Annotated in this window: 29 protein-coding genes and 2 pseudogenes; 13 read left to right on the plus strand and 18 right to left on the minus strand. The window is 70.8% G+C overall.

Annotated features, from left to right (window positions below):
- Positions 1-161 precede the first annotated feature (161 nt).
- Both ACZ4TG_RS24970 and ACZ4TG_RS24975 read left to right on the plus strand, forming a co-directional pair.
- Complete coding sequence (locus tag ACZ4TG_RS24970; RefSeq protein WP_468166466.1) at positions 162-725, plus strand: papain-like cysteine protease family protein; 564 nt, start codon at positions 162-164, stop codon at positions 723-725.
- A 10-nt stretch (positions 726-735) separates the two neighbouring features.
- Positions 736-1,641, plus strand: a complete 906-nt coding sequence (locus ACZ4TG_RS24975; protein WP_468166468.1) for a hypothetical protein — start codon at positions 736-738, stop codon at positions 1,639-1,641.
- A 90-nt stretch (positions 1,642-1,731) separates the two neighbouring features.
- On the opposite strand, the gene ACZ4TG_RS24980 is transcribed toward ACZ4TG_RS24975, so the two are convergent.
- From ACZ4TG_RS24980 to ACZ4TG_RS24995, 4 genes are all read right to left on the minus strand, one after another.
- On the minus strand, positions 1,732-2,100 hold the full coding sequence (locus tag ACZ4TG_RS24980; protein ID WP_468166470.1) for a hypothetical protein: 369 nt from the start codon (positions 2,098-2,100) through the stop codon (positions 1,732-1,734).
- A 50-nt stretch (positions 2,101-2,150) separates the two neighbouring features.
- Positions 2,151-3,071, minus strand: coding sequence for a hypothetical protein (locus tag ACZ4TG_RS24985; RefSeq protein ID WP_468166471.1), 921 nt, complete (start codon positions 3,069-3,071; stop codon positions 2,151-2,153).
- Between the two features lie 205 nt (positions 3,072-3,276).
- Positions 3,277-4,110, minus strand: coding sequence for a hypothetical protein (locus tag ACZ4TG_RS24990; RefSeq protein ID WP_468166473.1), 834 nt, complete (start codon positions 4,108-4,110; stop codon positions 3,277-3,279).
- 242 nt (positions 4,111-4,352) lie between these two features.
- The gene (locus tag ACZ4TG_RS24995) at positions 4,353-5,435 is read right to left on the minus strand and encodes a DUF8094 domain-containing protein (protein ID WP_468166475.1); all 1,083 of its coding nucleotides are present in this window, start codon (positions 5,433-5,435) and stop codon (positions 4,353-4,355) included.
- 227 nt (positions 5,436-5,662) lie between these two features.
- Here ACZ4TG_RS24995 and ACZ4TG_RS25000 point away from each other — a divergent pair, with 227 nt between their 5' ends.
- The gene (locus ACZ4TG_RS25000; RefSeq protein ID WP_468166477.1) at positions 5,663-6,109 is read left to right on the plus strand and encodes a hypothetical protein; all 447 of its coding nucleotides are present in this window, start codon (positions 5,663-5,665) and stop codon (positions 6,107-6,109) included.
- A gap of 224 nt (positions 6,110-6,333) precedes the next feature.
- Positions 6,334-6,666, plus strand: a complete 333-nt coding sequence (locus ACZ4TG_RS25005; RefSeq protein WP_468166479.1) for an immunity protein TriTu family protein — start codon at positions 6,334-6,336, stop codon at positions 6,664-6,666.
- Positions 6,667-6,828: 162 nt separating this feature from the next.
- Here ACZ4TG_RS25005 and ACZ4TG_RS25010 read toward each other — a convergent pair whose 3' ends face one another.
- The gene (locus ACZ4TG_RS25010) at positions 6,829-7,491 is read right to left on the minus strand and encodes a hypothetical protein (RefSeq protein ID WP_468166481.1); all 663 of its coding nucleotides are present in this window, start codon (positions 7,489-7,491) and stop codon (positions 6,829-6,831) included.
- A gap of 388 nt (positions 7,492-7,879) precedes the next feature.
- Here ACZ4TG_RS25010 and ACZ4TG_RS25015 point away from each other — a divergent pair, with 388 nt between their 5' ends.
- The gene (locus ACZ4TG_RS25015; protein WP_468166483.1) at positions 7,880-8,353 is read left to right on the plus strand and encodes a hypothetical protein; all 474 of its coding nucleotides are present in this window, start codon (positions 7,880-7,882) and stop codon (positions 8,351-8,353) included.
- Positions 8,354-8,611: 258 nt separating this feature from the next.
- Positions 8,612-8,746, plus strand: a pseudogene (locus ACZ4TG_RS25020) (AAA family ATPase); the annotation flags it as partial.
- Between the two features lie 262 nt (positions 8,747-9,008).
- Here the strand turns inward: ACZ4TG_RS25020 and ACZ4TG_RS25025 are convergent.
- Positions 9,009-10,139, minus strand: a complete 1,131-nt coding sequence (locus ACZ4TG_RS25025) for an FAD-dependent oxidoreductase (protein ID WP_468166484.1) — start codon at positions 10,137-10,139, stop codon at positions 9,009-9,011.
- Between the two features lie 340 nt (positions 10,140-10,479).
- Positions 10,480-11,193, minus strand: coding sequence for a TetR/AcrR family transcriptional regulator (locus ACZ4TG_RS25030; RefSeq protein ID WP_468166486.1), 714 nt, complete (start codon positions 11,191-11,193; stop codon positions 10,480-10,482).
- 114 nt (positions 11,194-11,307) lie between these two features.
- On the opposite strand from ACZ4TG_RS25030, the gene ACZ4TG_RS25035 reads away from it, so the two are divergent.
- The gene (locus tag ACZ4TG_RS25035; protein WP_468166488.1) at positions 11,308-12,009 is read left to right on the plus strand and encodes an NAD(P)-dependent oxidoreductase; all 702 of its coding nucleotides are present in this window, start codon (positions 11,308-11,310) and stop codon (positions 12,007-12,009) included.
- A gap of 37 nt (positions 12,010-12,046) precedes the next feature.
- Here ACZ4TG_RS25035 and ACZ4TG_RS25040 read toward each other — a convergent pair whose 3' ends face one another.
- The 6 genes and pseudogenes from ACZ4TG_RS25040 to ACZ4TG_RS25065 all read right to left on the minus strand — a co-directional run bounded on the left by ACZ4TG_RS25040 (position 12,047) and on the right by ACZ4TG_RS25065 (position 16,114).
- Complete coding sequence (locus ACZ4TG_RS25040) at positions 12,047-12,865, minus strand: hypothetical protein (protein WP_468166490.1); 819 nt, start codon at positions 12,863-12,865, stop codon at positions 12,047-12,049.
- Between the two features lie 383 nt (positions 12,866-13,248).
- Positions 13,249-13,896, minus strand: a complete 648-nt coding sequence (locus ACZ4TG_RS25045; RefSeq protein WP_468166492.1) for an SIMPL domain-containing protein — start codon at positions 13,894-13,896, stop codon at positions 13,249-13,251.
- 289 nt (positions 13,897-14,185) lie between these two features.
- Positions 14,186-14,725, minus strand: a complete 540-nt coding sequence (locus tag ACZ4TG_RS25050) for an NUDIX domain-containing protein (protein WP_468166494.1) — start codon at positions 14,723-14,725, stop codon at positions 14,186-14,188.
- 109 nt (positions 14,726-14,834) lie between these two features.
- Positions 14,835-15,044 (minus strand): annotated as a pseudogene (locus ACZ4TG_RS25055) (hypothetical protein); the annotation flags it as partial.
- A gap of 28 nt (positions 15,045-15,072) precedes the next feature.
- The gene (locus ACZ4TG_RS25060; RefSeq protein WP_468166496.1) at positions 15,073-15,300 is read right to left on the minus strand and encodes a hypothetical protein; all 228 of its coding nucleotides are present in this window, start codon (positions 15,298-15,300) and stop codon (positions 15,073-15,075) included.
- A 148-nt stretch (positions 15,301-15,448) separates the two neighbouring features.
- Positions 15,449-16,114: a helix-turn-helix domain-containing protein gene (locus ACZ4TG_RS25065; RefSeq protein ID WP_468166497.1), complete on the minus strand. Its 666-nt coding sequence runs from the start codon at positions 16,112-16,114 to the stop codon at positions 15,449-15,451.
- 194 nt (positions 16,115-16,308) lie between these two features.
- Here ACZ4TG_RS25065 and ACZ4TG_RS25070 point away from each other — a divergent pair, with 194 nt between their 5' ends.
- From ACZ4TG_RS25070 to ACZ4TG_RS25080, 3 genes are all read left to right on the plus strand, one after another.
- Positions 16,309-16,689 (plus strand): hypothetical protein, encoded by a 381-nt coding sequence (locus ACZ4TG_RS25070; protein ID WP_468166499.1) that lies wholly within the window; start codon positions 16,309-16,311, stop codon positions 16,687-16,689.
- Between the two features lie 313 nt (positions 16,690-17,002).
- Positions 17,003-18,088, plus strand: coding sequence for a serine hydrolase domain-containing protein (locus ACZ4TG_RS25075; protein ID WP_468166501.1), 1,086 nt, complete (start codon positions 17,003-17,005; stop codon positions 18,086-18,088).
- 16 nt (positions 18,089-18,104) lie between these two features.
- Entirely contained in the window at positions 18,105-18,413 is a 309-nt protein-coding gene (locus tag ACZ4TG_RS25080; RefSeq protein ID WP_468166503.1) for a hypothetical protein, read from the plus strand.
- Here the strand turns inward: ACZ4TG_RS25080 and ACZ4TG_RS25085 are convergent.
- Positions 18,403-19,533, minus strand: coding sequence for an NADH:flavin oxidoreductase (locus ACZ4TG_RS25085; RefSeq protein WP_468166505.1), 1,131 nt, complete (start codon positions 19,531-19,533; stop codon positions 18,403-18,405). The two genes, ACZ4TG_RS25080 and ACZ4TG_RS25085, sit on opposite strands and share 11 nt — an antisense overlap.
- Before the next feature lie 164 nt (positions 19,534-19,697).
- Between ACZ4TG_RS25085 and ACZ4TG_RS25090 the strand changes: the two genes are divergently transcribed.
- Complete coding sequence (locus tag ACZ4TG_RS25090) at positions 19,698-20,240, plus strand: MarR family winged helix-turn-helix transcriptional regulator (RefSeq protein ID WP_468166507.1); 543 nt, start codon at positions 19,698-19,700, stop codon at positions 20,238-20,240.
- Between the two features lie 116 nt (positions 20,241-20,356).
- On the opposite strand, the gene ACZ4TG_RS25095 is transcribed toward ACZ4TG_RS25090, so the two are convergent.
- The 3 genes from ACZ4TG_RS25095 to ACZ4TG_RS25105 are packed head-to-tail and all read right to left on the minus strand — an operon-like array spanning position 20,357 to position 24,461.
- The gene (locus ACZ4TG_RS25095; protein WP_468166509.1) at positions 20,357-21,265 is read right to left on the minus strand and encodes a hypothetical protein; all 909 of its coding nucleotides are present in this window, start codon (positions 21,263-21,265) and stop codon (positions 20,357-20,359) included.
- A 5-nt stretch (positions 21,266-21,270) separates the two neighbouring features.
- A complete protein-coding gene (locus tag ACZ4TG_RS25100) occupies positions 21,271-22,278 on the minus strand; it encodes a TRAFAC clade GTPase domain-containing protein (RefSeq protein WP_468166511.1) in 1,008 nt (335 codons plus the stop codon).
- Entirely contained in the window at positions 22,275-24,461 is a 2,187-nt protein-coding gene (locus tag ACZ4TG_RS25105; protein WP_468166513.1) for a hypothetical protein, read from the minus strand. The genes ACZ4TG_RS25100 and ACZ4TG_RS25105 overlap by 4 nt, the downstream gene beginning before the upstream one ends.
- Positions 24,462-24,605: 144 nt before the next feature.
- Here ACZ4TG_RS25105 and ACZ4TG_RS25110 point away from each other — a divergent pair, with 144 nt between their 5' ends.
- Together ACZ4TG_RS25110 and ACZ4TG_RS25115 are read left to right on the plus strand one after the other, a co-directional pair.
- The gene (locus ACZ4TG_RS25110) at positions 24,606-24,797 is read left to right on the plus strand and encodes a hypothetical protein (RefSeq protein ID WP_468166515.1); all 192 of its coding nucleotides are present in this window, start codon (positions 24,606-24,608) and stop codon (positions 24,795-24,797) included.
- 85 nt (positions 24,798-24,882) lie between these two features.
- Positions 24,883-25,449, plus strand: coding sequence for a hypothetical protein (locus ACZ4TG_RS25115; RefSeq protein WP_468166517.1), 567 nt, complete (start codon positions 24,883-24,885; stop codon positions 25,447-25,449).
- A 105-nt stretch (positions 25,450-25,554) separates the two neighbouring features.
- On the opposite strand, the gene ACZ4TG_RS25120 is transcribed toward ACZ4TG_RS25115, so the two are convergent.
- A complete protein-coding gene (locus ACZ4TG_RS25120; protein ID WP_468166519.1) occupies positions 25,555-26,451 on the minus strand; it encodes a hypothetical protein in 897 nt (298 codons plus the stop codon).
- Between the last annotated feature and the right edge of the window lie 87 nt (positions 26,452-26,538).

A 26,538-nucleotide genomic window follows, 5' to 3' on the forward strand; every position in this document is an offset into this window, starting at 1 on the left:
GGACCGGGGGACTGTCACCCGATTTGTGCGATGAGCCGAGGAATAATCAATACGGGTCAACTTCCCGTAAGACCCCTATATGCCTTCGACATGATGCGCTGTCATATTCCTGCCAGATTGCCCCGCTCATCTCGTTGTACCCATCAGGGGAAGGCAGGAAAATGGGCAAATTCAGGTACGGAACCACGGCGTCGGCCATCGCGCTGGCCGCCTTGGGATCGCTCGCGGCCGCGGGAGGCACGGCTCACGCGGAAGCGGGTCAGGACACCATCAGCATGCTGAAGCAGGAGAAGACCCAGTGGTGCTGGGTCGCCTCCGGGCTGACCATCGCCAAGTTCCAGGGCTTCGGCTCCACACAGGCGGACTTCTGCAGCCGGGCCCAGCCCTCCTACGGCTGCAACAACCAGCCCGCCACGCTCGACGACATGGCCAGGGGCTGGAGCAGCCTCGGCATGGCCCACCCCGGCTCGGGCCTGAGCAGCGCGGCCACGTTCAACCAGGTGTACACCGACGTCAAGGCGGCCCGGCCGATCGGTGCCCGCATCGGGTGGACCTCCGGCGGTGGCCACATGAACGTGGTCTACGGCTTCGACACGTCGAACAGCACGATCGCCGTGGCCGACCCGTGGCCGGACACCACCACGTACACGTGGTGGAACTACAACGACTACGTGAGCAACAGCTCGTCCAAGTGGACCCACTCCCGCATCGGTATCTCCCGCTAAGGCAGGCGACATGCGCGACACCAGCGGCACCAGCGGCACCACAACGTCCAGCAAGCGGGCGGCCTCTCGCTTCTCCCGCCTGTCCACCGTCATCGCACTGAGCGCATCCGCACTGAGCGCGTCCGCACTGCTGTCCGTCGTCGGTCCAGCCCACGCGGCCCCGGCCAAGGACCCCCTCCCGGCCGACATCCCCGACTACCAGGCCGCCCTCGACGCGGTGAAGTCCACCGACGTCCGCAACGCCGTCTGCCGCTTCCTGCGCACTCCGGTGCCCACGGGCGGCGCCGGCGCGCCGGTGGAGACGATCCCCGAAACGGCCGAGCCGTGCCAGGGCCTCCCGGTCTTCACGATCAAGGACCCGGTGGCACGGAACGAGATCACCCCCGGCTTCGTCGCGGGCACCGCCCGGCCACTGCCCACCGAGGCGATCAAGCTGACGCAGCTGGTCTCCTCCCTGAGCACCACCGTCAACGGCCGCAACGCCACCGTCATGCTCGCCCCCACCCAGGGCGGCGGCTGGCACCTGGCGGCCGTGCGCGACGGCGACAGCGACGCCGCGTACGCCGGCAAGGCCACCGTGGGCACGCTGGTCTTCACCGAACCGCAGATCCGCGGCTGGTACCAGCTCAAACTCACCACCGTCGAGCCACTCAACGACCAGGCCCGGCAAGGACTGGGCGGCCAGGCATCGGTGTCGCTCAGCGACTACCAGAAGCTGGTCAAGGCCCGCTACGCCGACAAGCTTCCCGGCTCCGAGTACGACACCAAGGGCTACTCCAGCGGCTACAGCCCCCAGCGCAAGGCGGACGACGCCCCGTCCTCCACCCTGCTGCTGGCCGGCGGTTCCGGCACGGCACTCGCCCTCGCGGGCGCAGCCGCCGTGCTCCGCCGGCGTCGCCGCGTAAGCCCCAGCTGATCCCGACCCCGGAAGCCCTCTCGCTCCGTCCCGGCAGCCGGCCGCGACGGAGCGAAACCCCGTCCGGCCGGCCCCCACGAGGCCGGGGTGCTACCCGCAGTCGCCGAGGGCGATCCCCGACCCTGCCACCGAGTACACGGCGTACAGCTGTATGAGCTCCATCGGGATCGTCAGGACGTTGAACCACACCCCCACATAGGCGATCAGCCCCGGCCACGTCTGCCCGAGCCGGATGTCGCACCGCCTGCGGATCTGTTTGGCGAGCAGTGCGCACACGAGCACTGCCGTCACGCCGAGGACCAGCCCGGCCCAGGCTGCGACGTACTCAGTCGTCGGGAACGGCACGTGCCGGCAGACTTCCCGCTGCCGCTCGGCCCATGCGCTCTGGATGTCCTCCGTGTGCAAGGAAGCGGCCACACCGCCCACGGTCATGAGCGGCACGAGCAGTGCCGCGATCACCACGCCGGGTGTGACGGCACGCTGCCGCGCGGCTGCACCTGGTCCGGGCCTCACTCGTCGAGGAAGAAGCCGGGTTTGCGGACCGCGAGGGACTCGGCCATGGCTCGCAGGTCGCCGTCGGATACGGTCGGACCACCGCCGGCAAGGACCACGATGACGCCCTGGCGTCGCGCGATGTACCGGGTGGACCCGTAACTGGACCAGCGCCAGGTGTCGGGGGCCACTTGTTCGCACGGGCCGGCGCCGCTCAGTGTGCCGCCGGTCTCCACCTCGCATGCGTCCGGAGGCGCGAAACCGGAGACCTGCGGGCCGACGGTCACCCGGACACCGCGCTGTTCCCGGTCGGCAGCACTGGTCTTCACCGGCGAAGGCAGCAGCAGATAGCCGAACGTGCCGCGGTACTGGTTGGTTCCTGGAAAGTGCAGCCGGTAGCCGTCCACCTGGGGGGCCAGCAACGGGACTCGGGCAGCGGCCAGTTCCCGGACCTTGTCCTCGGACACCCGGTGATCGCTGAAGGCGCCCGTCAGCGGCCACAGCAGCACCAGGCCGGCGGCGAGCACCCCCCAACGCCGGAGGGAACCTACGCCGGGCAGCGCGACGGCTGCGGCGGCCGCGTACACCGCGGCGAGCACGACCGGCGCCGCGAATGAAACCCAGAGGCCCCCGCCCCCCGCCCGGGAGTACAGGAAATCGACCACCGCTCCCAACAACGTACCCAGGGCAGCCACCCGCCAGGCGGGACGGACGCCGGCCACACGCAGCATCAGCCAGCCGGCCACCGCCGCAGCGAGTGGTATGGCTGCGAGCAACAGGAGACCGAACCCCAGGCACCCCCAGGGCTCCTCGCTCGAGCAGAAGTCGTCGAAGCCCCAGGGCAGCGTCGCCACCAGCAGCCCCGCGGCGCCCAGCAGAGCGCCCACACCGGCGGGCCTGATCAACGGTTCGAGCACCTCACGGCCGCGCGGTGTCATCCCGCCGCCTCCCGCGTCGGCGGGTCTTTCCACCGTCAGGCCCATGCTTTCGTCCCCCTCGTGAAGATCAATCCGGGTGACCATCGTGGTGTCGCCGCCATGTCCACGCCATGAGTACGGATACTCATTTCGCCCGGCCGGACAACGAGACCCCGGCTGCCCAGGCCTGGTCCGGCACGGTCGTCAGCGGGCGCATCGAGGCCGTCTAGCGGCCGAGGAGCGAGCCCAGCGTCACGCCGTACCGGGTGCGCAGGCGCCGTACCTCCCACAGCGACAGCGCGGACACCGATAGCGGGCCGCCGAGCATGAACGTGTAGAGCACGGCGGGCGGTGCGGCTACGTCCGGGCCGTCGAAGAGCTGGAAGCCGAAGAGGGACCAGACCAGCAGCGGCGACAGCATGGCCGGCAGCAGCGCGTGCACGTCCCCGGTGCGGAAGCAGGAGTTCAGCCCGGCGAACAGGGCGGCCAGGGTGAAGAGCACGGCCGCGACGAGGACGGCGGCGCAGACGAGTGTGGCCGCCACGAACAGCAGCACGATGAGGAGACCGGTGAAGATCGTGCCCAGGAAACTGCCGAAGAGCCCGAAGGTGATGTCGTGCGGGCCCACGTCCGAGGGCGAGATGATGTCACCGCGCAGGGCTGCCGTCATCAGCCAGATCACGCCGACCCCGAGGACCGGCGCGCCGAGCGCGAGCAGCGGGCCGCCCAGGCGGCGCGCGTACGCGCGCCCCAGGGGCGCGCGGGCCAGGACGAGGCACAGGCCGACGCCGAGGACGCCCGTCACCACGGCGATGGCGCAGCCGATCAGCAGTTCCTCGAGCTTGCCGAGCACGAAATCCTGACGCCCCTCACGCAGGGGATAGGCCAGGACCAGCCAGGTCACGGCTACCAGCCCCAGGATCGTGCGGCCGCGCTGCATCCAGGCGATGACCGGGTCTTCGATCCGGCCCGGGCCGGAGGGGCCGGTCAGCGCCCGGGCCGCCGCTATGGGATTGGGTATGGAGCCGACGTGCGCGTTCAGGCGCTGACGGGTGGTCAATTGTGCTCTCCGGAAAGTGTTCGCGTGTTTCGTCGCGTGTGCCGGGGCGGCCGGACTTGGCCGCCGGGCGTGCCCCGGCGGCCCGTGTCCTGGCATGCCCACGACACTATTATCGTCGCAGCGACGATAATAAGCCATCGCCGTCGCATGAACGAAGCACCGGGCGAGAACACCGGTCCCACGGACAGCTCGGCGGCAGACTGTGGCGGGAGCGGCACGGGAGCGGTCCGGCAGCGGTCCGGTCAGCCGGTGTACTTCGTGCCCTCGAAGGAGTACGGGAGGTTCGACTCGGCCGCGACGGACACCTCGCCCGAGGCGCCCGCGGAGACCTTCAGCACGGTCAGGCCCATGATCCGCTGGGTGTACGAGGTCCACGGGATGCCCGTCGTACCGGCCCAGCCGCTGCTGCTGAAGGTCGTCGACCGCCCCGCGCCCAGCTCCGTGTACGCCTTGCTGACAGCGGTGCAGGCCACGAGCGCCCCGCCGTCCGTCGTGCGCCAGACGGGGCCGTGCGGGGTGCGGTTGATGTCGACGCCGACGTCGACCTTGGCGCCCTTCCCGAGCGACTTGCGCATGGCCTCCAGCCCTTCCGCGGAGGCCGTCTTGCGCTCGGTGACGTCCTGGCTCCACTTCACGCCCCCCGTACCGGAGCCGGTGTGCAGGTAGTCGCCGTACTGCCCGCAGACCTTCGCCGGGTCGGCCCCGAGCCCCGCCGTGTCCCCGCCGGTGACCGCCCGGCCATCGGGTCCGACCGCGACCTGGGGCAGCGCCGTCGGCTCGGGAGCGCGGGCGACGAAGGCCGCGAGCCAGGGCGCACCCGCCCGCTGCTGGTGGAACAGCGACCAGCGCAGCACGGCCTCCTTACCGGCGTCGCCGATGGTGTAGCCCTGGACCTCGTGGGCGCCGAGGATCCACCGGTCGCTGCCGTCGTCCTTGCCGGTGCTCCACGTGTGCACCGCAGGGTCCGTCTCCGGGGAGTTGGCAGGCCTCGACTCCCGGTCGGTGCCGTACTTCTTGCCGGTCTCCACGACGGCGAGCTGCTGCTCCAGCAGCGGGCCCTCGGTGACGCCCTTCCAGTACGCGGCGTCGAAGTTGTCGGCCTCGACCTTGAGGGTGAGGTCCTTGACGACGCCCCGCGCCTCCTCCTGCGAGAGCGGAGGCGCCTTGACGGGGGCCGAGGGGCTGCTCGTCACGGGGCCGGCAGCGGGCTTCGCCGGGCCGTCGGCGCCCGCCTTGGCGCCCTGCCCGCCGCAGCCGGTCGTGGCGGCAAGTGCGAGCAGGACGGCCAGGGCCGCGGGTACGGGTACGGGTACGGAGCGTCTCATCAGAATCCCCCTAGGGAACGGTGCAAAGGCTCCTGATCATGCACGACGCCTCCGCCAGCCTCCGCACCGCCCGCACCATGATGTCGCCGCCCGAGCCCGCGAACCCTGCGCGACGAAATCAACCGGGCCGCGCGGATCGCGCTGGCCCGACCTCCTGTGGGCGCAGACGCCGGGTGGATCTACACTCGCAGCGTCCCGGCGAACATCTGTCAAAGGAAGCAACTACCTTGCGCAAAACACGAATAGGCACTGTCCTCGGTGGTATCGCCGCCGCGACCTTGCTCACGATCAGCACCGCTTCGGCAGACATCGACTTCGAGATCGACAGGGCCGACGACGCACCGTGGGACGGAAGCGTCTCGTACCCCTTGGTGTGCACCACCAACTCCGTGGGGAAGGCGTGCTTCCGCGAGGAGGGGGACTGGTTCGAGATCGTCGACCACAAGGAGGACGGGCACTCGGCCCTCGTTGCCTGGCGCAGCATCTACCCCGAGAGCCAGGCGACGGTTCGGCAGGGGACCATCTGGAACACCAGCGGCTTCCAGAAGTACGCGTACAAGAACAAGGACCTGCCCGAGAAGTGGATCCTGGAGTTCCGGGTCTGCGCCGGCGAGTACGGCAACCTGCACGTCATCGACAACACCTGCGGCCCGTGGAAGACGACCAAGTCCTGACGCGCCCACCGCGCATCGGATCACCAAGGGCCAGAGCCTTCCGGTGAGCGGGCGCCAGTCTGCGGCGTCGCAGCGGACGCGGCGCCCGCCCCCGCCCGGCGGGCAGGCGCGCGGGCCACACCCTCTACGACGCCGGGCCGTCGAACGACTCCTCCTCCGCGCGGCGGCAGATCATCGTGTCCCTGCCAGGCACCTGCTCGGCTCGGTCGAGGATGAGGAGGGGCATGAACGAGTTTCCCCAGGCACTGCGGGCCTGGTTCGCCGAGAACGAGGAAAGTCTGCGGGCACGCGGACTTACCAGTGACGTGCGGCGATCCCCCGAGGACGGCCGGCCCAAGAGCAGTGCCTGCCTCACCGTGGAGACCGGTGACCACCTCGCCATGCTCATCGTCTGGAGCAGCGGTGAAGCGGAACTGGAGTACGGGAACCTGGACAGCGGCCAGACGTATCAGGAACACCGAGACTTCCGGTCCCAAGAGGAACTCCTCGATTCCATCCAGACCGTTCTCGGATGGGTCGAGACGCACACACCAACGAGCGACGCTTCGCGGCCGTGACGTGTCACGAGGCTCTGAGTGGGCCTGAGCTGACCCCGGAGCGCGCGCTGCGGTTCTACACGGACCAGCTCGGCCTGGAGAAGCGCGTCGACTACCCGGGTCCTGACGTACGACCAGCAGGTCGGGGACCAGCTCTGTTCCTTGCCGGCGAGTGCGCTGAACTCACCAAGGGCTCCGCACCCTGACGCCGAGGGCCCGGACGCGGTCCTGGGCCTGCGGGTCGAGCTTCAGCAGCAGGTCCTCGCCGACGACTCCGTCGCGCCGCCAGATGGTGCAGAGGGTCTCCAGACCCGCTTCGGCGACCTCCGGCTCCGCGTCGGCCGAGGTCTGCACCAGGGCTTCGACGACCGGCCTGCCCTGCAGTCCCGCGACCGCCCGTGCCATCCGGGCCCGCTGCTCTGCGGGGACGGCCGGGTCGGCGAGCGAGCGCAGCACGTCCGCCGTGTCGCGGGCGTCCTGACAGGGCAGCACCCACACCAGGTACACGAGCTGCGCGCCGAGCACGATCAGGTACTGCAGCGGCACGAGAAGGGCCACGGGCAGCAGCAGGACCAGGGGCAGCACGATCAGCCAGCCGCCCCGGATCCGCGAGGGACCGCCGGTCGGCGGCTCGAACCGCCGACCGGCCAGCAGGACGAGTACGAACATGGTCACGACCGTCAGGAGCGGCACCACGATCAGCCCCGCTCCCAGCCCCGCGCCGAACGACGCCCAGAAGGGATCGTCGCCCAGAACGGGCAGCACCAGGGCCGCGGCCACCCAGCCGAGAGCGGCGGTCATGACGTAGCGCTGTAGGCAGACCCACAGCCATCTTCCCGTACTCATTGCAGCTTCCTCATCTCAGCAGCTCTTCGTACAGGTGCCGTTGATCCACGTCCGGTCGTCGCGGTCCTTGTAGAAGGGGCCGTCGAGACCGTCGGGGGCATCGTAGCCGCTGGTGCGGGCCATGCTGTGGTGGGCGATCCACCGCGGCCTCTGGTGCTTGCTTCCGGTGCTGCACGACCTCCATTTCCGGCCGCAGCCGACGATCCACCTCCGGCGGGCCCTGAAGGACGAGGAGCCCCGGCTGCGACAGCTCGACACCGCCTGGGGCCCGAGCCCACTGCGACCGCCGCAAAGAAGCACCGCACCAGAGTCCACCTTCCCGGCCTCCCCTGCCGGCGTCCCAGCAGCACGAGTTGGCTTGTCAGAGGCATCCGCTAGCTTGTGGGCCATGGGAAACTCAGGCGGATCATTGACGACCCGGTCCACGGGGGAACTGCACCAGCTCATGCGGGCAGCCGGGTTCACGGGCATCGACGACCCGGAGGCGTTGGCGGAGGGCTGGCAGGTCACGGACTTCGCCGACGCCGGGCGGCGCAGCCTGGCGAACCTCGTCCAGAGAACCGGGGCACCGGCCGTCATGGTGTCCTTCCTGGACGGCGACGTGGGATTCGTCGAGGCCGTCACCCCGGGCGGGAGCAGTTGGGAAGCCCTGCTCAATCGCGAGACGGCGAAGAGCTACGAGATACCCCTGGAGCACTTCCCCGTCGAACCCGCCGTGGCCGGCGCACTCGCTTGGTCGGCGGCTGCCGGACTCACACCCGACGAGGAAGCCATCCGGCAGACGCTCACCGGCTCGGCCCTGTTCGCGGAGGAGCTCTCCTCAGCCCTCTTGGCCGCCCTGGGGCTACCCGGCGCGACCTAGCCCACTCAAGCCAGGACCTGGGGGAGGGAAATACCCGCGCCGGTACGGTCCCTGGCCCCGGGTAGCCCAGACCATCACCCGTCGGCGAGTCGATACCGGTGGGTTCCTTCGAGCCGAACTTCAGCCGGACGACGAACAGCGCCAGCCGGATCCCGGCCTACTTCCTCGCGTACGGAGCCCTGCGCGAGCGCCCCCGAAGGAGCCCCTCCGGTGAGCGGCCGCCTCCCCGTCCGGGCAGGACCGTGCCAGGATCCGGGCGTGGAACGCGTACTCGTCCTGGGGATCAGCGGGGCCGGCAAGTCCACCCTGGCGCGGGCGCTGGGACGGAGGCTCGGCCTGCCCTTCCACGAGCTGGACGCCCTGCACTTCGTCGGACCGGGGTGGGAGGTCAGTGCCACGTCCGCCTCGCTGAACGGGTGGACCGGGGCGGCCGGGGAGAACCGGGGCGGCCGGGGAGAACCGGGCGCCCTGAACGCTCCGCTCAGCAGGCGAGCGTCCCCCGCCGCAGCGCGTGGCCGCCGGTGTTGCCGTGAACAGGGAGATTCCCTCGCCCGGGAGGGCCCGGGCCGGCCCTCCCGGGCCCTCCCGGGCGAGGAGACCGGCCGCACGTCCTGGAGGAAGAGGCGACACCCACCTCGTGGCCTCCGCTAGCGCATCACTTACCCTCCCCGGTGATCATCTCGATCAGGCCGTGGGCCGTGTTGTCGCCCGACAAGATCTCGGAGAGCTCGGCACCTTCAAAAGTGGCGTCCTCCGTGCTGCGGAGGAACATGGCCTGCTCGTACTCGGCGAACGCAGCCTCGATGTCGTCGGGGTGCACGGCAAGGGCCCTGCCGAGCTCGGCGCCGTCGAGCATGGCCAGGTTGGCGCCTTCGCCGTTCGGGGCCGCGAGGTGGGCGGCGTCGCCGAGCAGGGTCACCCCCGGCACCCGGTCCCACCGGTGCCCGGTCGGCAGGGCGTAGTGGGGGCGCAGGACCGGCCCGGTGTCGCCGTCGGTGATCAGGGCGGTGAGCTCCGGCGCCCAGCCGTCGAACTCCCGCGCGATCCGCGCGCGGGCCGCGGCGGCATCGGTGAAATCGATGGCGGCGAACCAGTCCTGCGGCCTGGCCAGCGCCACGTAGGTGTGCAGGGTGTCGCCGCTCTCCCGGTGCGCGAAGATCTCCCTGCCCGGCGCGGGCGCGATCAGCATCCCGCCGCCGACCGCCTTCGCGGCGGCAGGGTGCCGGGTGTCGGCGTCGAAGAGGTACGTCTCGACGAACGAAGTCCCGGCGTACTCGGGTGTGGCGGCGGAGAGCAGCGGCCGGACCCGTGACCAGGCGCCGTCCGCGCCGACCAGCAGGCTGGTGACGACCGAGCGGCCGTCGGCGAACGTCACCTCGTGGCGACCTTCACCGAGGGCGCGGGCGGCGCTGACCTTGTGCCCCCACCGGACGGTGCCGGCCGGGAGCGAGTCGAGCAGGATCTGTCGCAGCTCGGCCCGCTGCACCTCGGGGCGTCCGCCCGTGCCGTCGTCGGCTTTGTCGAGCAGGACGGTCCCGTCCCGGTCGAGGACCCGCCTCGCCTGACGGCCCTCCAGGACGATGGCGTGGAACTCGTCCATCAGGTCGGCGGCTTCGAGGGCGAGCTGCCCGTTGTAGTCGTGGATGTCGAGCATCCCGCCCTGCGTGCGCGCCGACGGCGAGGACTCCGCCTCGTAGACCGCGACCGGGATTCCACGGACGTGAAGGACGCGGGCCAGCGTGAGTCCGCCGAGTCCCGCGCCGATGATCGTGACGGGCGTGTGCATGGTGGCTCCTTCGGGATCGGGCCGTCCGGCGAGCTCCGGTCGGCCGTCTCCGGAAAGGTGCCAGGCCCCGCCGACGAGCCGCCGACATCGGACCGACAGCCGCCGATGGATGACCGACACCCGCGGCCCCGCCGCCCGATCACCCCGGGTCAGAGCGCCGATCAGCCGGGAGGAGGCTCAGCGCACCATGTGATGCGGATGCCCCTCAGGCCCGAGTGGCCACCCGACTCACTTCACTCTTCACTCTTCGCTGAGACAGTTCACCTGGTGCCGCGGCGTGGTGCGCGCCGGCCGGGGCGGGGCAACGGCGCAGCTGGCCGCCCGCGCAGGGCCGTCACGTCTACGGTGTGATGCCCAAGGACCGGATGAGCTGGGCGAGTTCTTCGCGGAAGAGCTTTTCCGGGCTGAGGGCCTGGGTCTGCAGGTGGCCGTAGATCTCGAGTGACACCAGGCCGTGCAGGTGGCTCCAGATGCGCAGGGCAAGGGCCACGGCAGCCGGTGGCAGGTCGGGGAAGGCCGGGCGGACCTTGTCCAGCAGACCGGGGTCGAAGTCGGACCACTCGAAGTCACTGTCCGAGTAACGGAGTCCGGCGTGCGGCCAGGCCGCGGCCGCTAGCGCGGTGATGCCGGTGCAGACACGGTGGGCGGCTTCCGGGGCGGCGCCGCCCTCGGGGGGCCGGTAGCCGGGGACGGGGTCGCCGTAGATGAGGCGGAAGCCCTCGGGGTTGGCCAGTGCCCAGTTCCTGAAGGCGTGGGCCCATGCCTGGATCCGGGCGGCCGGGTCATGGGCGGGGGCGGCGTCCCAGGCGGCGTCCACGGTGTCGGCCAGTGCGGTGTAGACGTTGCTGATCAGCGTGGTGACGAGGTCGTCGCGGGTGGCGAAGTAGCCGTAGATGGCGTTGGCCGTCATGCCCATCTCGCGCGCGATGGCCCGCAGCGTGATCGCGTCCGGGCCCCCCGCGGCCATCAAATCCAGCGCGACCTTCTTGATCTCGGCGGTCGTCTCGGCCCTCAGCCGCTCGCGGCGCCCCTTGGTGTTTCCCACGCTTTCCATGGCCGCTCACTCTACAGCGTCACAATTCCGTGCCCCGTATCGATACTTCACACCGTATAGTTTCTCCATGCCGTGAAGGTGGGCGGCCGTACGAGCAACTACCCAGGGAGAGCCATGCACATCGGAGTCATCGGGGCCACGGGCGGCATCGGCAGTCGCGTCGTCACCGAAGCCCACGGCCGCGGGCACCAGGTCACGGCCTTCAGCCGCGACGCCACGCAGATCGAAGAGAACCGGAAGAACGTCGTCTGGAAGAGCGTCGACGTCCTCGACGCCGACGGCGTGGCCGCCGTGATACCCGGCCTCGACGTACTGATCAGCGGATTCCAGCCCGGAAACGCCGCCAAGGACATCGCCGACACCGTGGCCCGCTCGATCGCCGACCCCACGGTGTACGCCACTGCCGCGCGAGCACTCCTGAAGGCGTTGGAGAGCCACCCAAGGACCCGGCTCATCGTCATCGGCGGCGCCGGCAGCCTGGAGATCGAGCCCGGAGTCGTACGGGCCGACTCCGACGAACTCCTGCACGAGGCCCTCGACGAGATCGGCCTGCCGAGGGAGTACTCCGCCGCGGTGCGCGGCCACCGCGACGCCCTGAACGTCCTGCGCACCTCCAACCGGCTGTGGACCTACTTCAGCCCCGCGGAGGACATCGCACCCGGCGAACGTACGGGCCGGTTCCGGATCGGCGGCGACCAGCCGGTCCTCGACGCGGACGGGCGCAGCCGCATCTCCATGGAGGACGCCGCCGTCGCCCTCGTCGACGAGGCGGAGCTGCCGCGCTTCGTCCAGCGCCGCTTCACCATCGGCTACTGACCCGCGCAGACGGCCACGCCCGTCCTTCGGCCGATCGTCAGCGTGCGGCTGCGGCTGCGGCTGCGGCTGCGGTGCGCAGGGCTGTGGTGGCCTGCGCGGCGTCCGCGAGATCGGTGGGGGTGACGATCTGGAGCGCTCCGAAGGTGGTGATGTCGCTCCACGCGCAGGTGGCCCGTTCGCCCACCGGCCATGTGACGTATCCGCAGTTGAGGACGCCGCCGACCGGTCCGGGGGCGAACTGCGCGACGTCGTGGGCTTTGGCACCGGCGAAGAAGCTGCGGAATTCCTCCTCCATCGGCTTGCTGGCCTTTTCTTCCACGAGCGACTGGTCCCACGCCGAGCTCTTCACGCTGAGGATGGCGTGCAGGCTCTCGTCCCCTTCCTTGCCGTAGTACCAGAGCCTCCACGCGGCCGGCGCGGACCTGCCTCCCCGCACGCTGGCATCGGCTCGCTCGGCGGCGGCACCGGTCAGCAGCCGGTAGGTTCCGAAGGCCTCCGGCGCGGTCACCAGGCTTGCGCGGGTCGGCGCTGCCGCGGCGGGGCCGGGGGGTGCCGACGCCCCCGCGTCACTGGGAGGTGCCGCCTGCGGTGCCGACGACGACGGCCGAGCTGCGAGCACGGCCCCGGCGACTGCGGCAGCCGCGATCAGCACCGTCGCACCGGTGATGATGCTGCGGCGTTTGCCCTCCAGCCGCACCGTCGCAGACGGATCGCCCCCGTCGGGGGTCGCCGGCGCACGCCACGACGCGCTGAGCCGCCAGAGCAACCCGACGGCGACAGCGCCGACAAGGAGCACGCCGACGACCCAGCCGAGGGCGAACTCGTGAGCCGTTGAGTCCATCGAAAGGGAGATCATGCGGTGATCGTATGTCTCCCTGCTGGGTGGGAGCTTGTGGCACCGACTGACTACATGACCAGCTGTTCGTAGAACTGCTGACGTGCCTTCAGCTCGTCCCACAGAGCGCCGTAGTCGACAGGAACGGGCGTTTCTCGCCTCTCTTCATGGGGTGAGGATCCGCAGGCACTCCATGACAAAGCCCCGCCTGCAAGCGGGGCTTCGGTCGTCGAGAGGGGCGTGTCCATCCGGCCAGAGCTTCCGCCACGGCTCCAGGCCACAGAGTGATTGCAGCTCGGGTAGGCAACCGGGCCGACTTCGGGCCAGCCGTCCCTCCACTCCGCAGACAGGCGGTCTGGTGCCCGGCCGGCTCGTGGCCGGGCACCAGACCCATGTGCGTACCGTCAGCCGCCGGTGATCGAGAAACCGATCACCACGCCCGCCGTGACACTGATCTTGCCGGGGGTGAGGTCACCCTCGCCGCCGGCGCCACCAGCTTGGCGGTGCCCGCGGTAGGAGTTCTGCAACTGATCGGCGTCCACGTCCTTGATGTGGATGACGGGCCCGAGCCGGACATCGGCGGCCTCGGCATACAAGGCCGCTTTCTCACGTGCGGCGGCTACGGCGGCCGTGCGCGCCTGGGCGCGAAGTTCCTTCTTGGTGCTCACATCGAACTCGACACCATCGACCTGGTTCGCCCCGGCCTCGACAGCGTCGACGAGCACCGTCTCCAGGATATCCAGCTCACGCAGCTCGATCACGAACGAAGCCGTGCACTCGTAGCCGAGGAACGTGCGCTCATTGCCGTAGGCCCATGAGGACTTCAGGTCCAGGCGCGATGTGGACACGGCAGTGTCCGGAACCCCGTGACCGCGCAGCACCTCCCGGATCCGGTTGACGCTGCCACGGGTGACCTCGAACGACTCTCCGGGCTTGTGCCTCGTCTGCTTGATTGCCAGGCGAAGTCGGGCAACATCCGGTGTGGCATCCACGCTCGCCGCGCCGAATACGGATATGCCCCAAGGGGCGTCTATGGACTGAGTACCGTTCATGCCGCCCATCCAACCAGGGAGCGATCAGCGAGGTGCGATTTCAGGTCGCCTGACATCACCGTACGGATCGACCGGACCACCACCCGCCAGGGATCTCGCAGTCCGGGGAGTTCGGAGCGTGCGCGAAGAGGTGCAGGCCCCGCTCGGAGGTCGTCGCGTGCATCGGGTGCCGGCACTCCACGCAGGCGATCGGGGCGGGGCGGCCGGCCCTCCGCACCGCCTCCCACGCCCGCCCGCACCCAAGGTCCGGCAGGTGCGAGAGCACGTCCGGCGGGCGGTTCGGGGTGGGTCACACCCAGGTGTAGTTCGCGTCCGTGATCGCCTCCAGGGCCGCGTCGGTGACGGCGGCGCGGGGGTCGGTGAGGGCGGCGAGGGCGGGGCCGATGGGCGGGAAGATCGGCAGCTCGGCGGTTTTGCGGTAGTCGATCCACTCGATCACGCCGACTTCATGGCTGCCGTCGGGGAGCTCGTCCAGCTCCTGCTCGGCGAGGGTGGCGCGGATGTCGGGGCTGATGTGGAAGCGGTAGATCAGGTGGAGCTTGCGCGGTGGCGGGGTGGGGCCGGGGCGGGTGACGCGCTGGTCGACCACCCACATCAGGTCCCCGCCGTCTGCCAGTGCCGTGTCCAGGGCGAGTTCTTCCGCGAGTTCCCGGGCGAGGGCGGCGACGAGGTCCTCGCCGTCTTCGACGTTGCCGCCGGGTGGGCTGTAGTGGGTGGAGTCGGCGCGGTCGCGGCGGATGAGGGCGACGTCGTCGCCGCAGAACACCAGCGCCGCGGTCCGGATCTTGATCCTGGAGAACGGGACGGGTGTGGCAGGGGTGTTCGTCATGGTCGCCAGTATCTCGGACGGCTCCGGCGGCCAGGCGGGCTTTGCCCGTCGCCCTGGGCCAGCGGTGCAGTGGGCTCCTGCCTCGGATACTGCTGCGGATGGGGAGTGCGGAGTCTCCGATGTAGTCGCCGACGCCCCGGACCTCTTCGCCGAGGCGGACCTTCGGTTGGTGCAGGTCGTCCAGCTCGTGCCTTGATGTGCTCGGCCAGGACGGGGTCGGCCCACAGGGGTGCGGCTCCTTGAGGTTGCGGCCCGGCTTGACCACGATCCGGCCGGCGGCGGTCTCCTGGGGGTTCGCCTCCGCCGTCTCGGCCGTGAAGCAGGAGTCGCGCTGAGAGGCGCGCCGGTCAGGCGGCCTCCCGGCGGCCGGGCGCCTTCCGCGTCTTCACCCCGCCGACGATGAGCGCCAGCCCCACGACGAGGACGCCGAGGTAAGCGGTGGACGGAAGGTCGACGACCTTGTGCATCCAGCCCCACTCCGTGCCGAAGAAGGTCTGCGAAGCGAAGCTGATCAGCCCCTGGGCTCCTACGACGTAGCCGATGCTTTCGACGGTGTATCCGATGGTTGTTCGCACGGATCAATCCTCTCGCGGCGGTGCCGCAAGATCGTCCTCCCCAGGGCCGAAAACACAGTAGGCCAAAGGATGCAGTCGTACCCACACCACCGGGACACGGCCGACGGGCTTCGCTGAGACAGGTCAGGAGTAGGGGAGGCCGGGCGGACTACGGCCGAGGCTCGCCTGATTCCCCGTAGGCCTTGACGACGTCGCGTGCCTGCCAGGCCAGCCGGTAGGCGAGGATGATGATCTGGAAGATTTCGGCCGTGCTCGGCAGTTCCTCGCCGGGAATGATGGACGCGACATGGCGGTAGTGGACCGTGTTGGCGACGGCGGTGACGCCGGCGGGAAGCAGCCCGTCCTTCTCGGCCCGCTGGTAGGTCTCAACGACGTTCGATGACCAGCTTCCCGGGATGTCGCCGTAGTAGCAGTGCGCCAGTTGCAGGGCACACACGCGCAAGACCTCCCAGCTCGATGTCAGGGCCCGCTTCGGGTCTTTCGGCGCGACCGCGCACGCCTCCTCAAGGCTCAGGCCCGTGGTGATCTCGGGGATGTCGGTACGGACGGACGTGAGCCAGTCGGGTACCGGCTGCACCGCGGCCGGTCGCCCTCGCGCCGCGACCCACCGATCACGCAGGTCGTCCGCATCCGCGCCGAGTGCGGTGGCAAGTTTTTCGACGAGCGGCCAGGTAGGGAGGCGCCGCCCGGCGAACGCCTCGCTGATCGTGCTCTTGCCGTACCCGGTCCGTGCCGCCATCTGGCGGGTGGAGGGCGCGCCCGCTGTGGCGTGCAACTGGCGGAGATGGTGGGCGAAGTCCTCAACTGCGGTCACGGCAACCTCCGGTGGTGCGGATGTGCCCGCCCAGCGTAGAGGCGTCCGATGCCGCTGTCCGGCTCTGTCCGGTAACCGTCCGGACAGAGCCGCAACTGTGCCGGAGTCCTGTCCGGACACCCGCCGGACACGGTTTCGTGGACATCGCCGACCCACCGCACACCAAGGCCAAGAGCCAGGAAGAAGGCCGCCTGATGAGCACGTCGACGCAGCAGCCGGAGGCGTCTCCCGCACCGCCCGCGCCCCGGACGGGCATCACTCGCAGGACGGGCGTCACCGTGCTGGGCGGAGCCGCCGCGATCAGCGCGCTCACCTTCGTCGGGGCGCCCTGGTGGGTGGTCGCCATCGCGGTGGTGCTCGCGATCGTCACGCCCGGCGCGATTCTCCTCGTCCAGGCCGTCGTCCCTCAGGACTCCGAGCACAAGCGGGATCTCTGGCTGGCCGGGATACGGCTCATGGACCGCTGCTCCCGACCTGAGCGGACCGGCCGCACCCGTAACTCCCACGGCAGCTATCGGGTCCGGCCACACCCGGTGTCCGGGCCGTCCGGCCGGCGCCGGGGCCGGGACGCCTGACGGACACCGGTGCACGCGGCCAGCGCCACGTCCTCGCCCGCGCGGGCATCCAGCTCACCGCCCGCACCCGGGCGCCGTCCACGCCGGCACCGGCCCCGATGGCTCCCAGGCGGTGAACGCCCGGGCCGGCCCGCACCCGGGCCGGCCCGCACCCGGGACTGCCCACCGACGCCGCCCGGGAGCCCGCCGCCCTCGCGGCCGAGGGCACCCCTACGATCGGCGGCATGTACCACCCCGCGCGCGGCCACGGCCGCCCGCTGTCCGACCTGGCAGCGTTGGGTGCCGACATCACCACCGACGCGGAGGCCCACTGATGCCCGTCCCGTTCACCGACGACGCCACCGCCCGCCTGACCGAAGCCCTCGACGCGGTCATCGCCGACGGCGCCACCCCCGGCGGGATCATCGCCCTGGGCACCCTCGGCTCCGAACCCCGCTTCCTGACCGGCGGCCGGATCGCCGGCGAACTCGGCGAGACGGCCCCCACCCAGGACACCGCCTACGACCTCGCCTCCCTGACCAAGGTGGTCGCCACCTGGCCGCTGCTCTGCCGGGCCTTCGACGCCGCCCCCCACATCGACCGGACCGCTCCTGTACGCGACTACCTGCCGCCCTTCGACGGCCCCGCACCCAGCGGCTCCGCCACCGTCGAGCAGCTGCTCACCCACACCTCCGGCCTCAAGGCGTCCACCCGCCTCGACCACTACCGCGGCAGTGAACTCCCGCTGCACGAGCTGCTGTGCCGCGAACCCCTCGAATCCGAGCCCGGCGCCCACCGCTACATCAACCGCGGCTACATCCTCCTCGGCCTGGCCCTCGCCCATGCCCACGACCGCCCCCTCGACGCGCTCGGGCGCGAGCTGTGGGAAGACCTGGGGATGACCTCCACCCTCTACGGGCCGCTCGCCCGCGGCCCCGAGGTCGCACCGACCGAGCAGCGCCTCCTCGGCGCCCCCCGAATCTGGGGACAGGCGCACGACGACAACGCCGCCCTCCTCGGCGGCATCGCCGGCCACGCCGGGGTGTTCTCCACCGCCCGCGACCTCGCCCGCTACGGCGAATACCTCCTCGACCCCGGCACCGACCTGAACGGCTGGCTCCGCGCCTCCATGGTCCCCGCCGCCCCGATCGAACCCGGCCTGAACCGAGGCCTGTCCTGGATCGTCGCCCCCGGCGAAGTCGCCTACCACCACGGCTTCACCGGCACCAGCCTCTACCTCGCCCCCGCCACCGGCCGCTACCTCGCGCTCCTCACCAACGCCGTCTACCACGGCGAAGCCCGCGGGGGACCAGGGCGGCGAGGCGTACGCCCTCTACAACCTGGGACTCACCGCCCGCCACCTCGGCCGCACCGACGAGGCGGTGGCCAGGCACCGCGAGAGCGCCGAGCTGGGAGCTAGCTACGGCTCTCCCGTCATGGAGGCGATGAACCTGGTGTCGGAAACGGCCGCCCAACTGGCCGGGAACCGCCTGCCGGACGCCGTGGAGTGCGGCGAGCGGGCGGTCGCCGCGACCCGCCGGCTCCGCTGGCACACCGCCGAGGACCGGGCCCTGCGCCTCCTGGGCAGCGCCCTGGCGGCCGCCGGCGACCGCACGCGCGCCGGGGCCCGACTGGAACAGGCCGCAGAGGCGCTCACCCTTTCCGGCCTGCCCCACCCCCTGCACGCTCCCCTCCTGCCCCCGGCCTCCCGTCGCCCTGACCCGCCCGCCCGAACTACCGGCTGAGCGACTTGAGCGCCGCCGCGTCGTACGGCTTCAGCTCGTCGAAGCGGTTGCCGAGGACCTTCGCCGCCCACTGCGGGTCCTGGAGCAGCGCCCGGCCGACGGCGACCATGTCGAACTCGTCGCGTTCCATGCGGTCCAGGAGGTTGTCGATGTCGCCGAGCGCCGCACCCTCGCCGGCGAAGGCGCGGAGGAAGTCGCCGTCGAGGCCGACCGAGCCGACGGTGATGGTCGGCCGGCCGGTGAGCTTCTTGGTCCAGCCGGCCAGGTTCAGGTCCGAGCCCTCGAACTCCGGGAGCCAGTAGCGCCGGGTGGAGGCGTGGAACGCGTCGACGCCCGCCGCCGCCAGCGGGGCCAGGATCGCCTCCAGCTCCTCCGGGGTCTGCGCGAGCCGTGCGTCGTAGGCCTCCTGCTTCCACTGCGAGTAGCGGAAGATCACCGGGAAGTCGGCCTGGACGCGCTCGCGGACCGCGGCGACGATCTCCGCGGCGAACTTCGTACGGGCCACCGCGTCGCCGCCGTAGGCGTCGGTGCGGCGGTTGGTCCGCTCCCACAGGAACTGGTCGAGCAGGTAGCCGTGGGCGCCGTGCAGTTCGACGCCGTCGAAGCCGATCCGCTCGGCCTCCGCGGCGGCGTCGGCGAACGCGCCGATGACGTCGTCGAGGTCGGCGCGGGTCATCGCCTTGCCGGTCCCCTCGGTGCCGTCGACGCGGATGCCGGACGGGCCGACGGCGGGGGCGTCGGCGTACGGTGCCTCGCCCTGCTTGCGCACCATGCCTATGTGCCACAGCTGGGGCACGATCGTGCCGCCCGCCTCGTGCACGGCCGCGGCGACCTTCGCCCACCCCGCCAGCTGCTCCTCGCCGTGGAACCGCGGCACCCGGTCGCTCTGCCCGGCGGAGTCGTGACCGACGTAGGTGCCCTCGGTGACGATCAGGCCCACACCCGCGGCGGCCCGGCTGGCGTAGTACGCCTGCACGTCCTCGCCGGGTACGCCGCCGGGGGAGAACATCCGCGTCATCGGCGCCATCGCGATGCGGTTGGGGACGGTCAGGCCGTTCAGCTTGACGGGCCGGGACAGGATCTGGGCCGCGCGGGAGGCGGTGGACGTGGTGACGGTCATGCGGGTCCTCCGGGTTGAGCTGTGGCTCGTCGGGGTGGGACGAGAAGTGCATAGTACACACGCTATGTATCATGCATATTGCAGTGCCCGGCCGTCGTGCGGCGCCGCCCGCAGGACCAGCCGTGCAGGGGCCCGCCGGTTCCCGGGTTCACAGGTCCGCGATAATGGAGCGCCGGAAGGAGTGGGAGGGCGCAGTGCTGGAGAAACTGGAGCGGGAACTGATGCTGCTCTCGCGGCACCAGGTGCTTGCCCGCCGCGAGCGCGACCCCGAACGCCTGGAGCGGTCGGCGTACCTGCTGCTCAGCCGGATCGACACACAAGGCCCCATGTCCATAGGACAGTTGGCGGAGGCCTTCGGGCTCGATACCTCGACCGTGAACCGCCAGACGGCCGCCCTGCTGCGCTGCGGACTGGCCGAGCGCGTCGCGGACCCGGACGGCGGCATGGCCCGCAAGCTGTGCATCACCGTCGAAGGCGGGCGCCGGCTCGCCGAAGACCGTGAGGTCAACCGGTCCTGCCTGGCCCGGGTGGTCGCCGGCTGGTCCCCTGAGGAGGTACGGGAGCTGGAGGACGTCCTGGTCCGGCTCAACCGCAGCGCCGAGGCCCTCGAAGGACGGTACTGGCCGCGCACGGAGGAAGGCGACCCCTGCGCCGCAGTCCCCCCGCCGGTCCCCGCTCCGCAGGCACCCGCGGCCCCCGCCCCGTAGGAACGCCCGCGCACGGGACGCCGCAGCGGTCCGCGGGCCGGCGGCCCGGGAGGAGTGCATGACCATGAACCCGAGCACACGGAGATGCCGCGCCCCCCTCCCACCGCGCAGCGCCGTCAGCGCCACACCGTCCACACCGCGACCGTCACCGCCAGCAGCGCCAGGCCGGCGAGGGCGAACAGGCCCTCGAAGGGCCGGCTGAACGCCTTTGCGATGCTCTTGCTGCTGGCCAGGCCGACTTCCCGCTGGACGTGGCTCTCCTTCCTGCTGTCCACGCGCAGGCTCAGCGCGTGCAGCGGCAGGACTTCGCGCAGCGCCTTCAGGCCCAGCATCGAGGTGACCACCAGCAGGGGCCGTGCCTTCTCTCCCAGCAACTGCGCCTTGGCCGGGTCGAACACGCCGTCGCGGGCCTGCTGGTCCACCTCCAGCAGGATCGCGGCCGCCCGGCGGCGGGTGTCCCCGGTGTCCCGGTCGACGCGGACCAGCCCAGGATCGTACGGATTGGCCTGCTCAGGGCCGGCCGGCAGCCCCGCCCGGGCCTCGGTGAGCAGGGCCGACCACCTGTTGGCGTCCACCGCGAAGCCCGCGGTGCCGGCCGGCAGCCCGTAGACGACCGGCAGCGGGTCGGACAGGCCGCCCAGCAGGAAGCGGTGCGTTACGGCCAGCAGATCCGCCGGCGGCAACCCGGACCCCGATCCGGAGCCGATGCCGAGGACCGAGGCCCGGATGACGCGGCCCATGTGGTCGGGCTGGTCGTCCGGCGCCCCGGGCAGGCCGGTGATCAGCAGCAGCCAGACCGGCCCCGCCCCGGCACCCGCTCCGCCGTTCCCGCCACCGGCGCAGTACAGCAGCAGCGAGGAGGCGGAGTCGTCGATCAGGTCATACACCGCCTTCCCCCGGCAGCCCCGCGCCAGCAGCTTCGCCGCCGCCCGGACGTCCTGCCCGCCCGCCCCCGCCGCCTGCCAGCTGTAGTCCTGCTCCGGCAGGTAGCCCCGGGACTCCACGAACCAGCTGCTGTCCGACACCGGCGTCACCGCCCCCCGCGCGTGCCGGTGGGTGACCCCAGCCGCGGATGGTCCTGCAGGACTCGGATACCCGGCCGGGAGACCGTACCGGAGGCGAAACTGTCCACCGCGGCCCGCAGCGCGTCGTCCGTGCTGAACATCCCTTCGACGGCTTCCCGCCAGAACCCCCGCCGGTCCTGCCGGTACACATTGAGCACGAACCGCAAGACGTAGCGCAGCGGCTGATCGGTGTCGACCGGGGAGTACGGGGCCCCAGGGCGGCGGCTGCGGTAGTGGAACTGGAGCCGGCCGTCCGCGGACTCGGTGATCGAGGAGAACACGATCGACCCGGTGGTCTGCGCGGGCACCACCACACAGCCGACCCGGGGCCGCACCTCCTGATGCGCCAGATGGTCCAGCAGCGGCTTGTACCCTTCACGAAGCCGCTCCAGCAGATGGTGCGCCCCCGCCTCGGTACACACGTACTTCTCGCACTTCAGCGGCACGATGACCAGCAGCCGGTGCCGCTCGTCCCCCTGGAGCAGCGCCTTGATCTGCTCGTACATCAGATGTGCCTGGTTGATCCGCTCGTGGTACAGGCCGTCCTGTTCGAGCAGGGCCGCGGTGTCCACCGTCAGCAGGATCACCGGGCTGTTGGCCAGGGCCTGCTGGACCTGCTCGCCGACTCCGCCGCCGCCCCGCTCCCGCAGCAGTCCGCCCGCGTAGTCGGTGAACCGCAGGGTGAACCTCGGCTTCTTGCCCTTCCGGCCCACCGCGATGAGATACCGGTGCAGAGCCTTACGGGCGGTGCCGTCCACGCTGTCCCGCACCTGCACGGACCGGGACAGCGACTTCAGCCGGGCAACCGCGTCGGACAGCTTCACCGCCGTGTCACCGACCGGCGACAGCTCCAGATCCGTGGACCCGATGAGATCGGCGTACTGCGCGTACATGGAGGCGAGCAGCGAGGTCTTGCCGACACCGGAGGGCCCCAACATGCTCACTTCGATCGTGTACCGCTCTGGGGTGGTCATCGTGCCGCCTCCTCGGGCGCGTCGAGCAGTGCGGCGACCCTCGCCACCGCCTCGGACCAGCGCCGCAGGTGCGCGGCGTCCTCGGCGAGTGCGGCGAACCGGCCCGGCCAGATCTCCGCCCGCGCGTCCTGGTAGAAGACCAGCCACTCACCGGCGGCGCCGGCCGCCGAGACCACCCGGTCGTAGAACTCCTCGACGATCGAGAAGATCGCGGCGCTCGGCTCGGCCAGCGCCTTGTGAAGCTCGGCCCGGCAGGCGTACAGCGATTCGGTGTAGCAGACCTCCAGCATCTCCCTCACCTGCGCGGCCGTGGGCACCGGGCCCTCCGGGAACCGCATCGCAGGGGTGTCGGCGTGCAGCCCGTCCAGGCAGGCCCGCACCCGGTGCTGCAGCATGCCGCGATAGGACAGCTGGAAGTCGGCCAGCAGCCCGAGCGAGTACCGGATCTCGCTCTCGCCCTGCTCCCGCACCTTGGGGATCCGCTCGGCGAGCGCCAGCAGGAATCCGGCGCCCTCCGCGGTGCCGAGGGCGGCCAGACCACCCGGGCCCTTCAGGATCTCCGCGATCCGGTGTTGCATCTCGGTCGTCCGGACGTGCAGCGCGACATCGCACTCCAGGAAACGGCGGGAGATCCGGGCCCGCGACTCGTTGAGGTACTTGCCGTAGGCGACGCTCAGGCCGTCCTCGGCATCGGCGCGCACCACGATCTGTTCGACCGTCGGATGCCCGGGATCGCGGTGTGCCATGTCCAGGATCCCGTCCACCGCGTCGGCGAGCGAGGTGTCGGCGTAGTCCCGTTCCTCGCGCAACTCTCGTACGTACGCGGCGAGTGCCGTGGTCAGCCGGCTGGAGGCCTCCTTGAACAGGGTGGTGAACGGCAGGAACCAGACCTCGCTGGGCTGCGCCAGATCGGCGAGCCGGCCCGCCTGCGCGAGGAGCCGGGCGGTCCGCTCCCGCAGTTCGGCGGCCGTCTCGGTACGGGCCGCCAGGTACTGCGCGTCCAGGTCGTCCAGGTGGAGGAGGAGGTGGTCCAGCACCCGGTCCATCACGGCCGCCACCTCGGTCGGCTGCGAGCAGTCCGCGATGTGCGCCTCCGCGACCTCGAAGCGCGAGGCCGGCAGCCACTGGGTGAGCATCCGCTCCGCGTTCGCGGAGTTGTCGTTCCCGGGGCCGGTGCACCGGTTGACGATCAGGAAGGAGCACTGCTCCAGCCCCACGTCCGGCAGACCGTCCCGGACATGGTCGTACAGGTCGTGGTCGTACGTGCCGATGCCGTCGCCCAGCGCGTCGGGCCGGCGCACGAACACGACGACGTCGATCTCGTCCTTCAGCGCGGCCACGATCCGCTGCGCGTCCTGCAGGTTGGTGTCACCGATGCCCGGCAGGTCGATCAGCGCGAGCCCGGTCCAGTCCTGCTCCTCGAAGTGCGTGGTGATCCGGACGTGGCGCACCGCGCGGAACGCGTGCTGGGGGGTCTCCTTCTCGTCCGCCTGGGCCACGAACCGGCGGATCTCGCCCGCCGGTACGGGATATGGCGACGGGGTGCGCAGCAGCGCACGGTACTCCGGGAGCGCGGCGTGGAACCCGGCGAGGTGCGCGTACCGGTTGCCGTCCACGGCGCTGCCGCCAGGCCGCTCGGCGGGCAGTGGCCCGGCGAACCGGTCGAGCCCGGCCGGGGGAGCGCCCAGACCGAGTTCCGCGTAGTAGGGGGCGATGACCTCGTGCAGGAACGAGCGTTCACTGTGCAGGAACACCTGCGCCTGCGTGTCCACCCCGTCCTCGTGCCGGATCACGCTGGTCACCCCGGTGCAGAAGCTGCCGCTACTGGTCGGGATCTCCTCCTCGGACAGCCCGGTCAGGCTTTTGATCAGGCGGCTCTTGCCCTGCCGGGCCCGGCCGACGACGCCCACGTTCAGCGTGGGCCGCCGGAAGCGAGCTGCGACCGTCTCGATCTCCGCCGCCTCCAGCGGGAGTTGTTCCAGCAGTGAACCCAACTCCACTCCGATGGCGGCGAGTCTGCCCTCGGCCTCCGCGGGTACGCTGCCGAGCAGCTCCAGCCGCAGCGCTTCCATCGCGCGCAGTTCGGCCAGCACTTCCATCACCCAGCTGCGGCTGACGTCCAGTTGCTGTGCCTGCCGCTCACGGCGTCGCCGGATCTCCCCGATCCTGGCCGCACGGGACATGGCTCCCCCCTCTTTCCGCTTGCCCCTCGTCCCGGGTGGACCCGCAGTGGATCCGGCCGGGCGGTTTCACACGATGGCAGCAATCACCCGGCGGCGGGGCATGTTCGGGGGAACAGGGCCCCTGAGGGCCTCAGCAGCTACAACGTGCCGTGGCCCGGTGACAGGCCATGTCACTCCAACACCGCCGCCCTGACCGTCGCGGGCCTCGCGCTCATCGCCTGCACGGCCGGCCTGTCCGCCCGAGCGGCCGCCCGCGACGCCGAGCAGGTGCGCCGCCAGGCCGCCCAGCAGCGCTTCGCGGGCAAGGCAAGGTCCGTTCCGGAGCGCCGGGGCTAGTTTCTCCGTAGATGCAGGAACTATGCCGTAGTTGAGGGAAAACTGGGTAGAGTGAGCCATAGTTCATCTCGCCGAGGGGGAAATCGTGAAGCTGACTGTGTTTCAGTTCGAGGGGACGGCTGCGGAGCTCGACGCATCCCAGGCTGTCCAGCAGCTGATTGCCCAGGGAGGCAGGTCGTCTGCGGGCGTCGTGGGTGGAGCGCCGGCTCCGTCCGTGGCTTCCGATGCGGTCGCGATCCCGGGTCTTGCTCATGAAGGGCAGGCGACGGTGCGCGCGCTCCTCCGAGGCAACCCGGCGGCCGATCCCTTCGTCGGGTTCCTCGCTGAAGCCACCGCCTGGCCTGACGTCAAGGTCCACGGCATCAAGCGTCAGCGGGCCGGGGCGGAGTCGGCGTTGGACTACGGGGACTATCTGAGGGTGCGCCGGCAGGGCTCGCCTAAGGGCGCGTTCGCGTACGTGTACGCACACAACGGCGTGATCAACCTGCGGCTTCCCTACGACACGGACGACGAGCTGCTCGGCAGTCTCGCGCCCGCCGCCTACCGCCTAGAAGGCGGCAACCGCGAATATCGCATCAGTGTTCGGATCGTGGACGAAAAGACCCGCGACCAGGCCATTCAGCTTGCAAAGGTCGCCTACGAACGCACCTGATACCGCTGTGTCGTGGGCGAGGGAACGCTGTTGGTGACGGTCGCCAGTTCTGATCTTGGCTGCCGTGAGGTGACCAGACGACTCTCAGGGGCCTGTTAGGACCTCTTACAGCCCGGCCTGAGCGAGCAGGGATTCTGCCTGCTGCCGCGTGAGTTTCTGCGGGGCCGGTGCTGCTGGGGGACACGTGTGGGTGCCGCGACTGAACGACAGCATCCACTCAGCAACGGGGCCGTCGGGTTCCAGGGCGGCCACAAGCTGTTCACGCAGCGCCGGCGGGATGTCCGCCCGGGCCGCGATCGCGTTCCTGACGAAGATGTCCTGGTCCTCTGCCAGCAGGTCACGCAGACCGGGAGGCAGGTCCGGATGTGCGGCGAGGGCCTCACGGACATCGGGATCTGAGTCGGCCGCCAGTTCAGGGGTCGGTACGGCATGCGCGACCGTGGCAGCGCGGGTCGCCGGATCCGCCAGCAGTCCGGGCATGAGGTCTGCGGGAGGGGCGAATGCCCGAACGCTGCCGCTGCGGATGTCTGGGTCGGCATCCGTCAGCAAACTCCTGCGCACGTCGTCCGGAGCATCGCGCCAGCGCCGGATGACCGACGACCGCACACTGGCCTCCGGGTCCGAGGCCAGGAGGGCCAGCAACTCCGTCGGCAGATGCTCGTTCATCGCGAGGAACGACCGCACGGAAGGGTCCGGGTCGGCTGCCAGCCGGGCCAGCAACCCCAGCGGCTCGTCCCTGGCGCTCGCCGCGACCGCACACCGAACAGCCGGTTCCGGATGCTCCGCAAAGCGGGCCCTGATTCGAGAGGGCACGGAGCAGTTCGCGGCGAGAGTCCGTACGGACCCGAGGCTGATGATCTCAGCTATCAGTTCATCAGTCAGGTCCCGACGCAGCAACGCCACAGAGCGCCGAGCCCCCGGATGCTGGAGCAGGCGCCGCACCAGGTCAGCGGGCAGGTCCTCTTGGGCTGCTAGAGCACTGAGTTCAGCATCCAGTTCCATGGAAAGCAGGGTAAGCCTCGGGCACTGGAAGACCACGACGGGTAGCGGTAGACGGTCGGGCGCCGTCGTGCTCGCGCGGGGGCGCTG

The sequence above is a fragment of the Streptomyces sp. NPDC028314 genome (assembly GCF_055565795.1).

What these genes read in the sequence shown, in the direction of transcription:
- ACZ4TG_RS24970 (WP_468166466.1), top strand. Translation starts at nt 162, where the DNA reads ATGGGCAAATTCAGGTACGGAACCACGGCGTCGGCCATCGCGCTGGCC.
- ACZ4TG_RS24975 (WP_468166468.1), top strand. Translation starts at nt 736, where the DNA reads ATGCGCGACACCAGCGGCACCAGCGGCACCACAACGTCCAGCAAGCGG.
- ACZ4TG_RS24985 (WP_468166471.1), bottom strand. Translation starts at nt 3,071, where the DNA reads ATGACACCGCGCGGCCGTGAGGTGCTCGAACCGTTGATCAGGCCCGCC.
- ACZ4TG_RS24995 (WP_468166475.1), bottom strand. Translation starts at nt 5,435, where the DNA reads ATGAGACGCTCCGTACCCGTACCCGTACCCGCGGCCCTGGCCGTCCTG.
- ACZ4TG_RS25005 (WP_468166479.1), top strand. Translation starts at nt 6,334, where the DNA reads ATGAACGAGTTTCCCCAGGCACTGCGGGCCTGGTTCGCCGAGAACGAG.
- ACZ4TG_RS25010 (WP_468166481.1), bottom strand. Translation starts at nt 7,491, where the DNA reads ATGAGTACGGGAAGATGGCTGTGGGTCTGCCTACAGCGCTACGTCATG.
- ACZ4TG_RS25015 (WP_468166483.1), top strand. Translation starts at nt 7,880, where the DNA reads ATGGGAAACTCAGGCGGATCATTGACGACCCGGTCCACGGGGGAACTG.
- ACZ4TG_RS25025 (WP_468166484.1), bottom strand. Translation starts at nt 10,139, where the DNA reads ATGCACACGCCCGTCACGATCATCGGCGCGGGACTCGGCGGACTCACG.
- ACZ4TG_RS25030 (WP_468166486.1), bottom strand. Translation starts at nt 11,193, where the DNA reads ATGGAAAGCGTGGGAAACACCAAGGGGCGCCGCGAGCGGCTGAGGGCC.
- ACZ4TG_RS25035 (WP_468166488.1), top strand. Translation starts at nt 11,308, where the DNA reads ATGCACATCGGAGTCATCGGGGCCACGGGCGGCATCGGCAGTCGCGTC.
- ACZ4TG_RS25040 (WP_468166490.1), bottom strand. Translation starts at nt 12,865, where the DNA reads ATGATCTCCCTTTCGATGGACTCAACGGCTCACGAGTTCGCCCTCGGC.
- ACZ4TG_RS25045 (WP_468166492.1), bottom strand. Translation starts at nt 13,896, where the DNA reads ATGAACGGTACTCAGTCCATAGACGCCCCTTGGGGCATATCCGTATTC.
- ACZ4TG_RS25050 (WP_468166494.1), bottom strand. Translation starts at nt 14,725, where the DNA reads ATGACGAACACCCCTGCCACACCCGTCCCGTTCTCCAGGATCAAGATC.
- ACZ4TG_RS25070 (WP_468166499.1), top strand. Translation starts at nt 16,309, where the DNA reads ATGAGCACGTCGACGCAGCAGCCGGAGGCGTCTCCCGCACCGCCCGCG.
- ACZ4TG_RS25075 (WP_468166501.1), top strand. Translation starts at nt 17,003, where the DNA reads ATGCCCGTCCCGTTCACCGACGACGCCACCGCCCGCCTGACCGAAGCC.
- ACZ4TG_RS25080 (WP_468166503.1), top strand. Translation starts at nt 18,105, where the DNA reads ATGGAGGCGATGAACCTGGTGTCGGAAACGGCCGCCCAACTGGCCGGG.
- ACZ4TG_RS25085 (WP_468166505.1), bottom strand. Translation starts at nt 19,533, where the DNA reads ATGACCGTCACCACGTCCACCGCCTCCCGCGCGGCCCAGATCCTGTCC.
- ACZ4TG_RS25090 (WP_468166507.1), top strand. Translation starts at nt 19,698, where the DNA reads ATGGAGCGCCGGAAGGAGTGGGAGGGCGCAGTGCTGGAGAAACTGGAG.
- ACZ4TG_RS25100 (WP_468166511.1), bottom strand. Translation starts at nt 22,278, where the DNA reads ATGACCACCCCAGAGCGGTACACGATCGAAGTGAGCATGTTGGGGCCC.
- ACZ4TG_RS25105 (WP_468166513.1), bottom strand. Translation starts at nt 24,461, where the DNA reads ATGTCCCGTGCGGCCAGGATCGGGGAGATCCGGCGACGCCGTGAGCGG.
- ACZ4TG_RS25120 (WP_468166519.1), bottom strand. Translation starts at nt 26,451, where the DNA reads ATGGAACTGGATGCTGAACTCAGTGCTCTAGCAGCCCAAGAGGACCTG.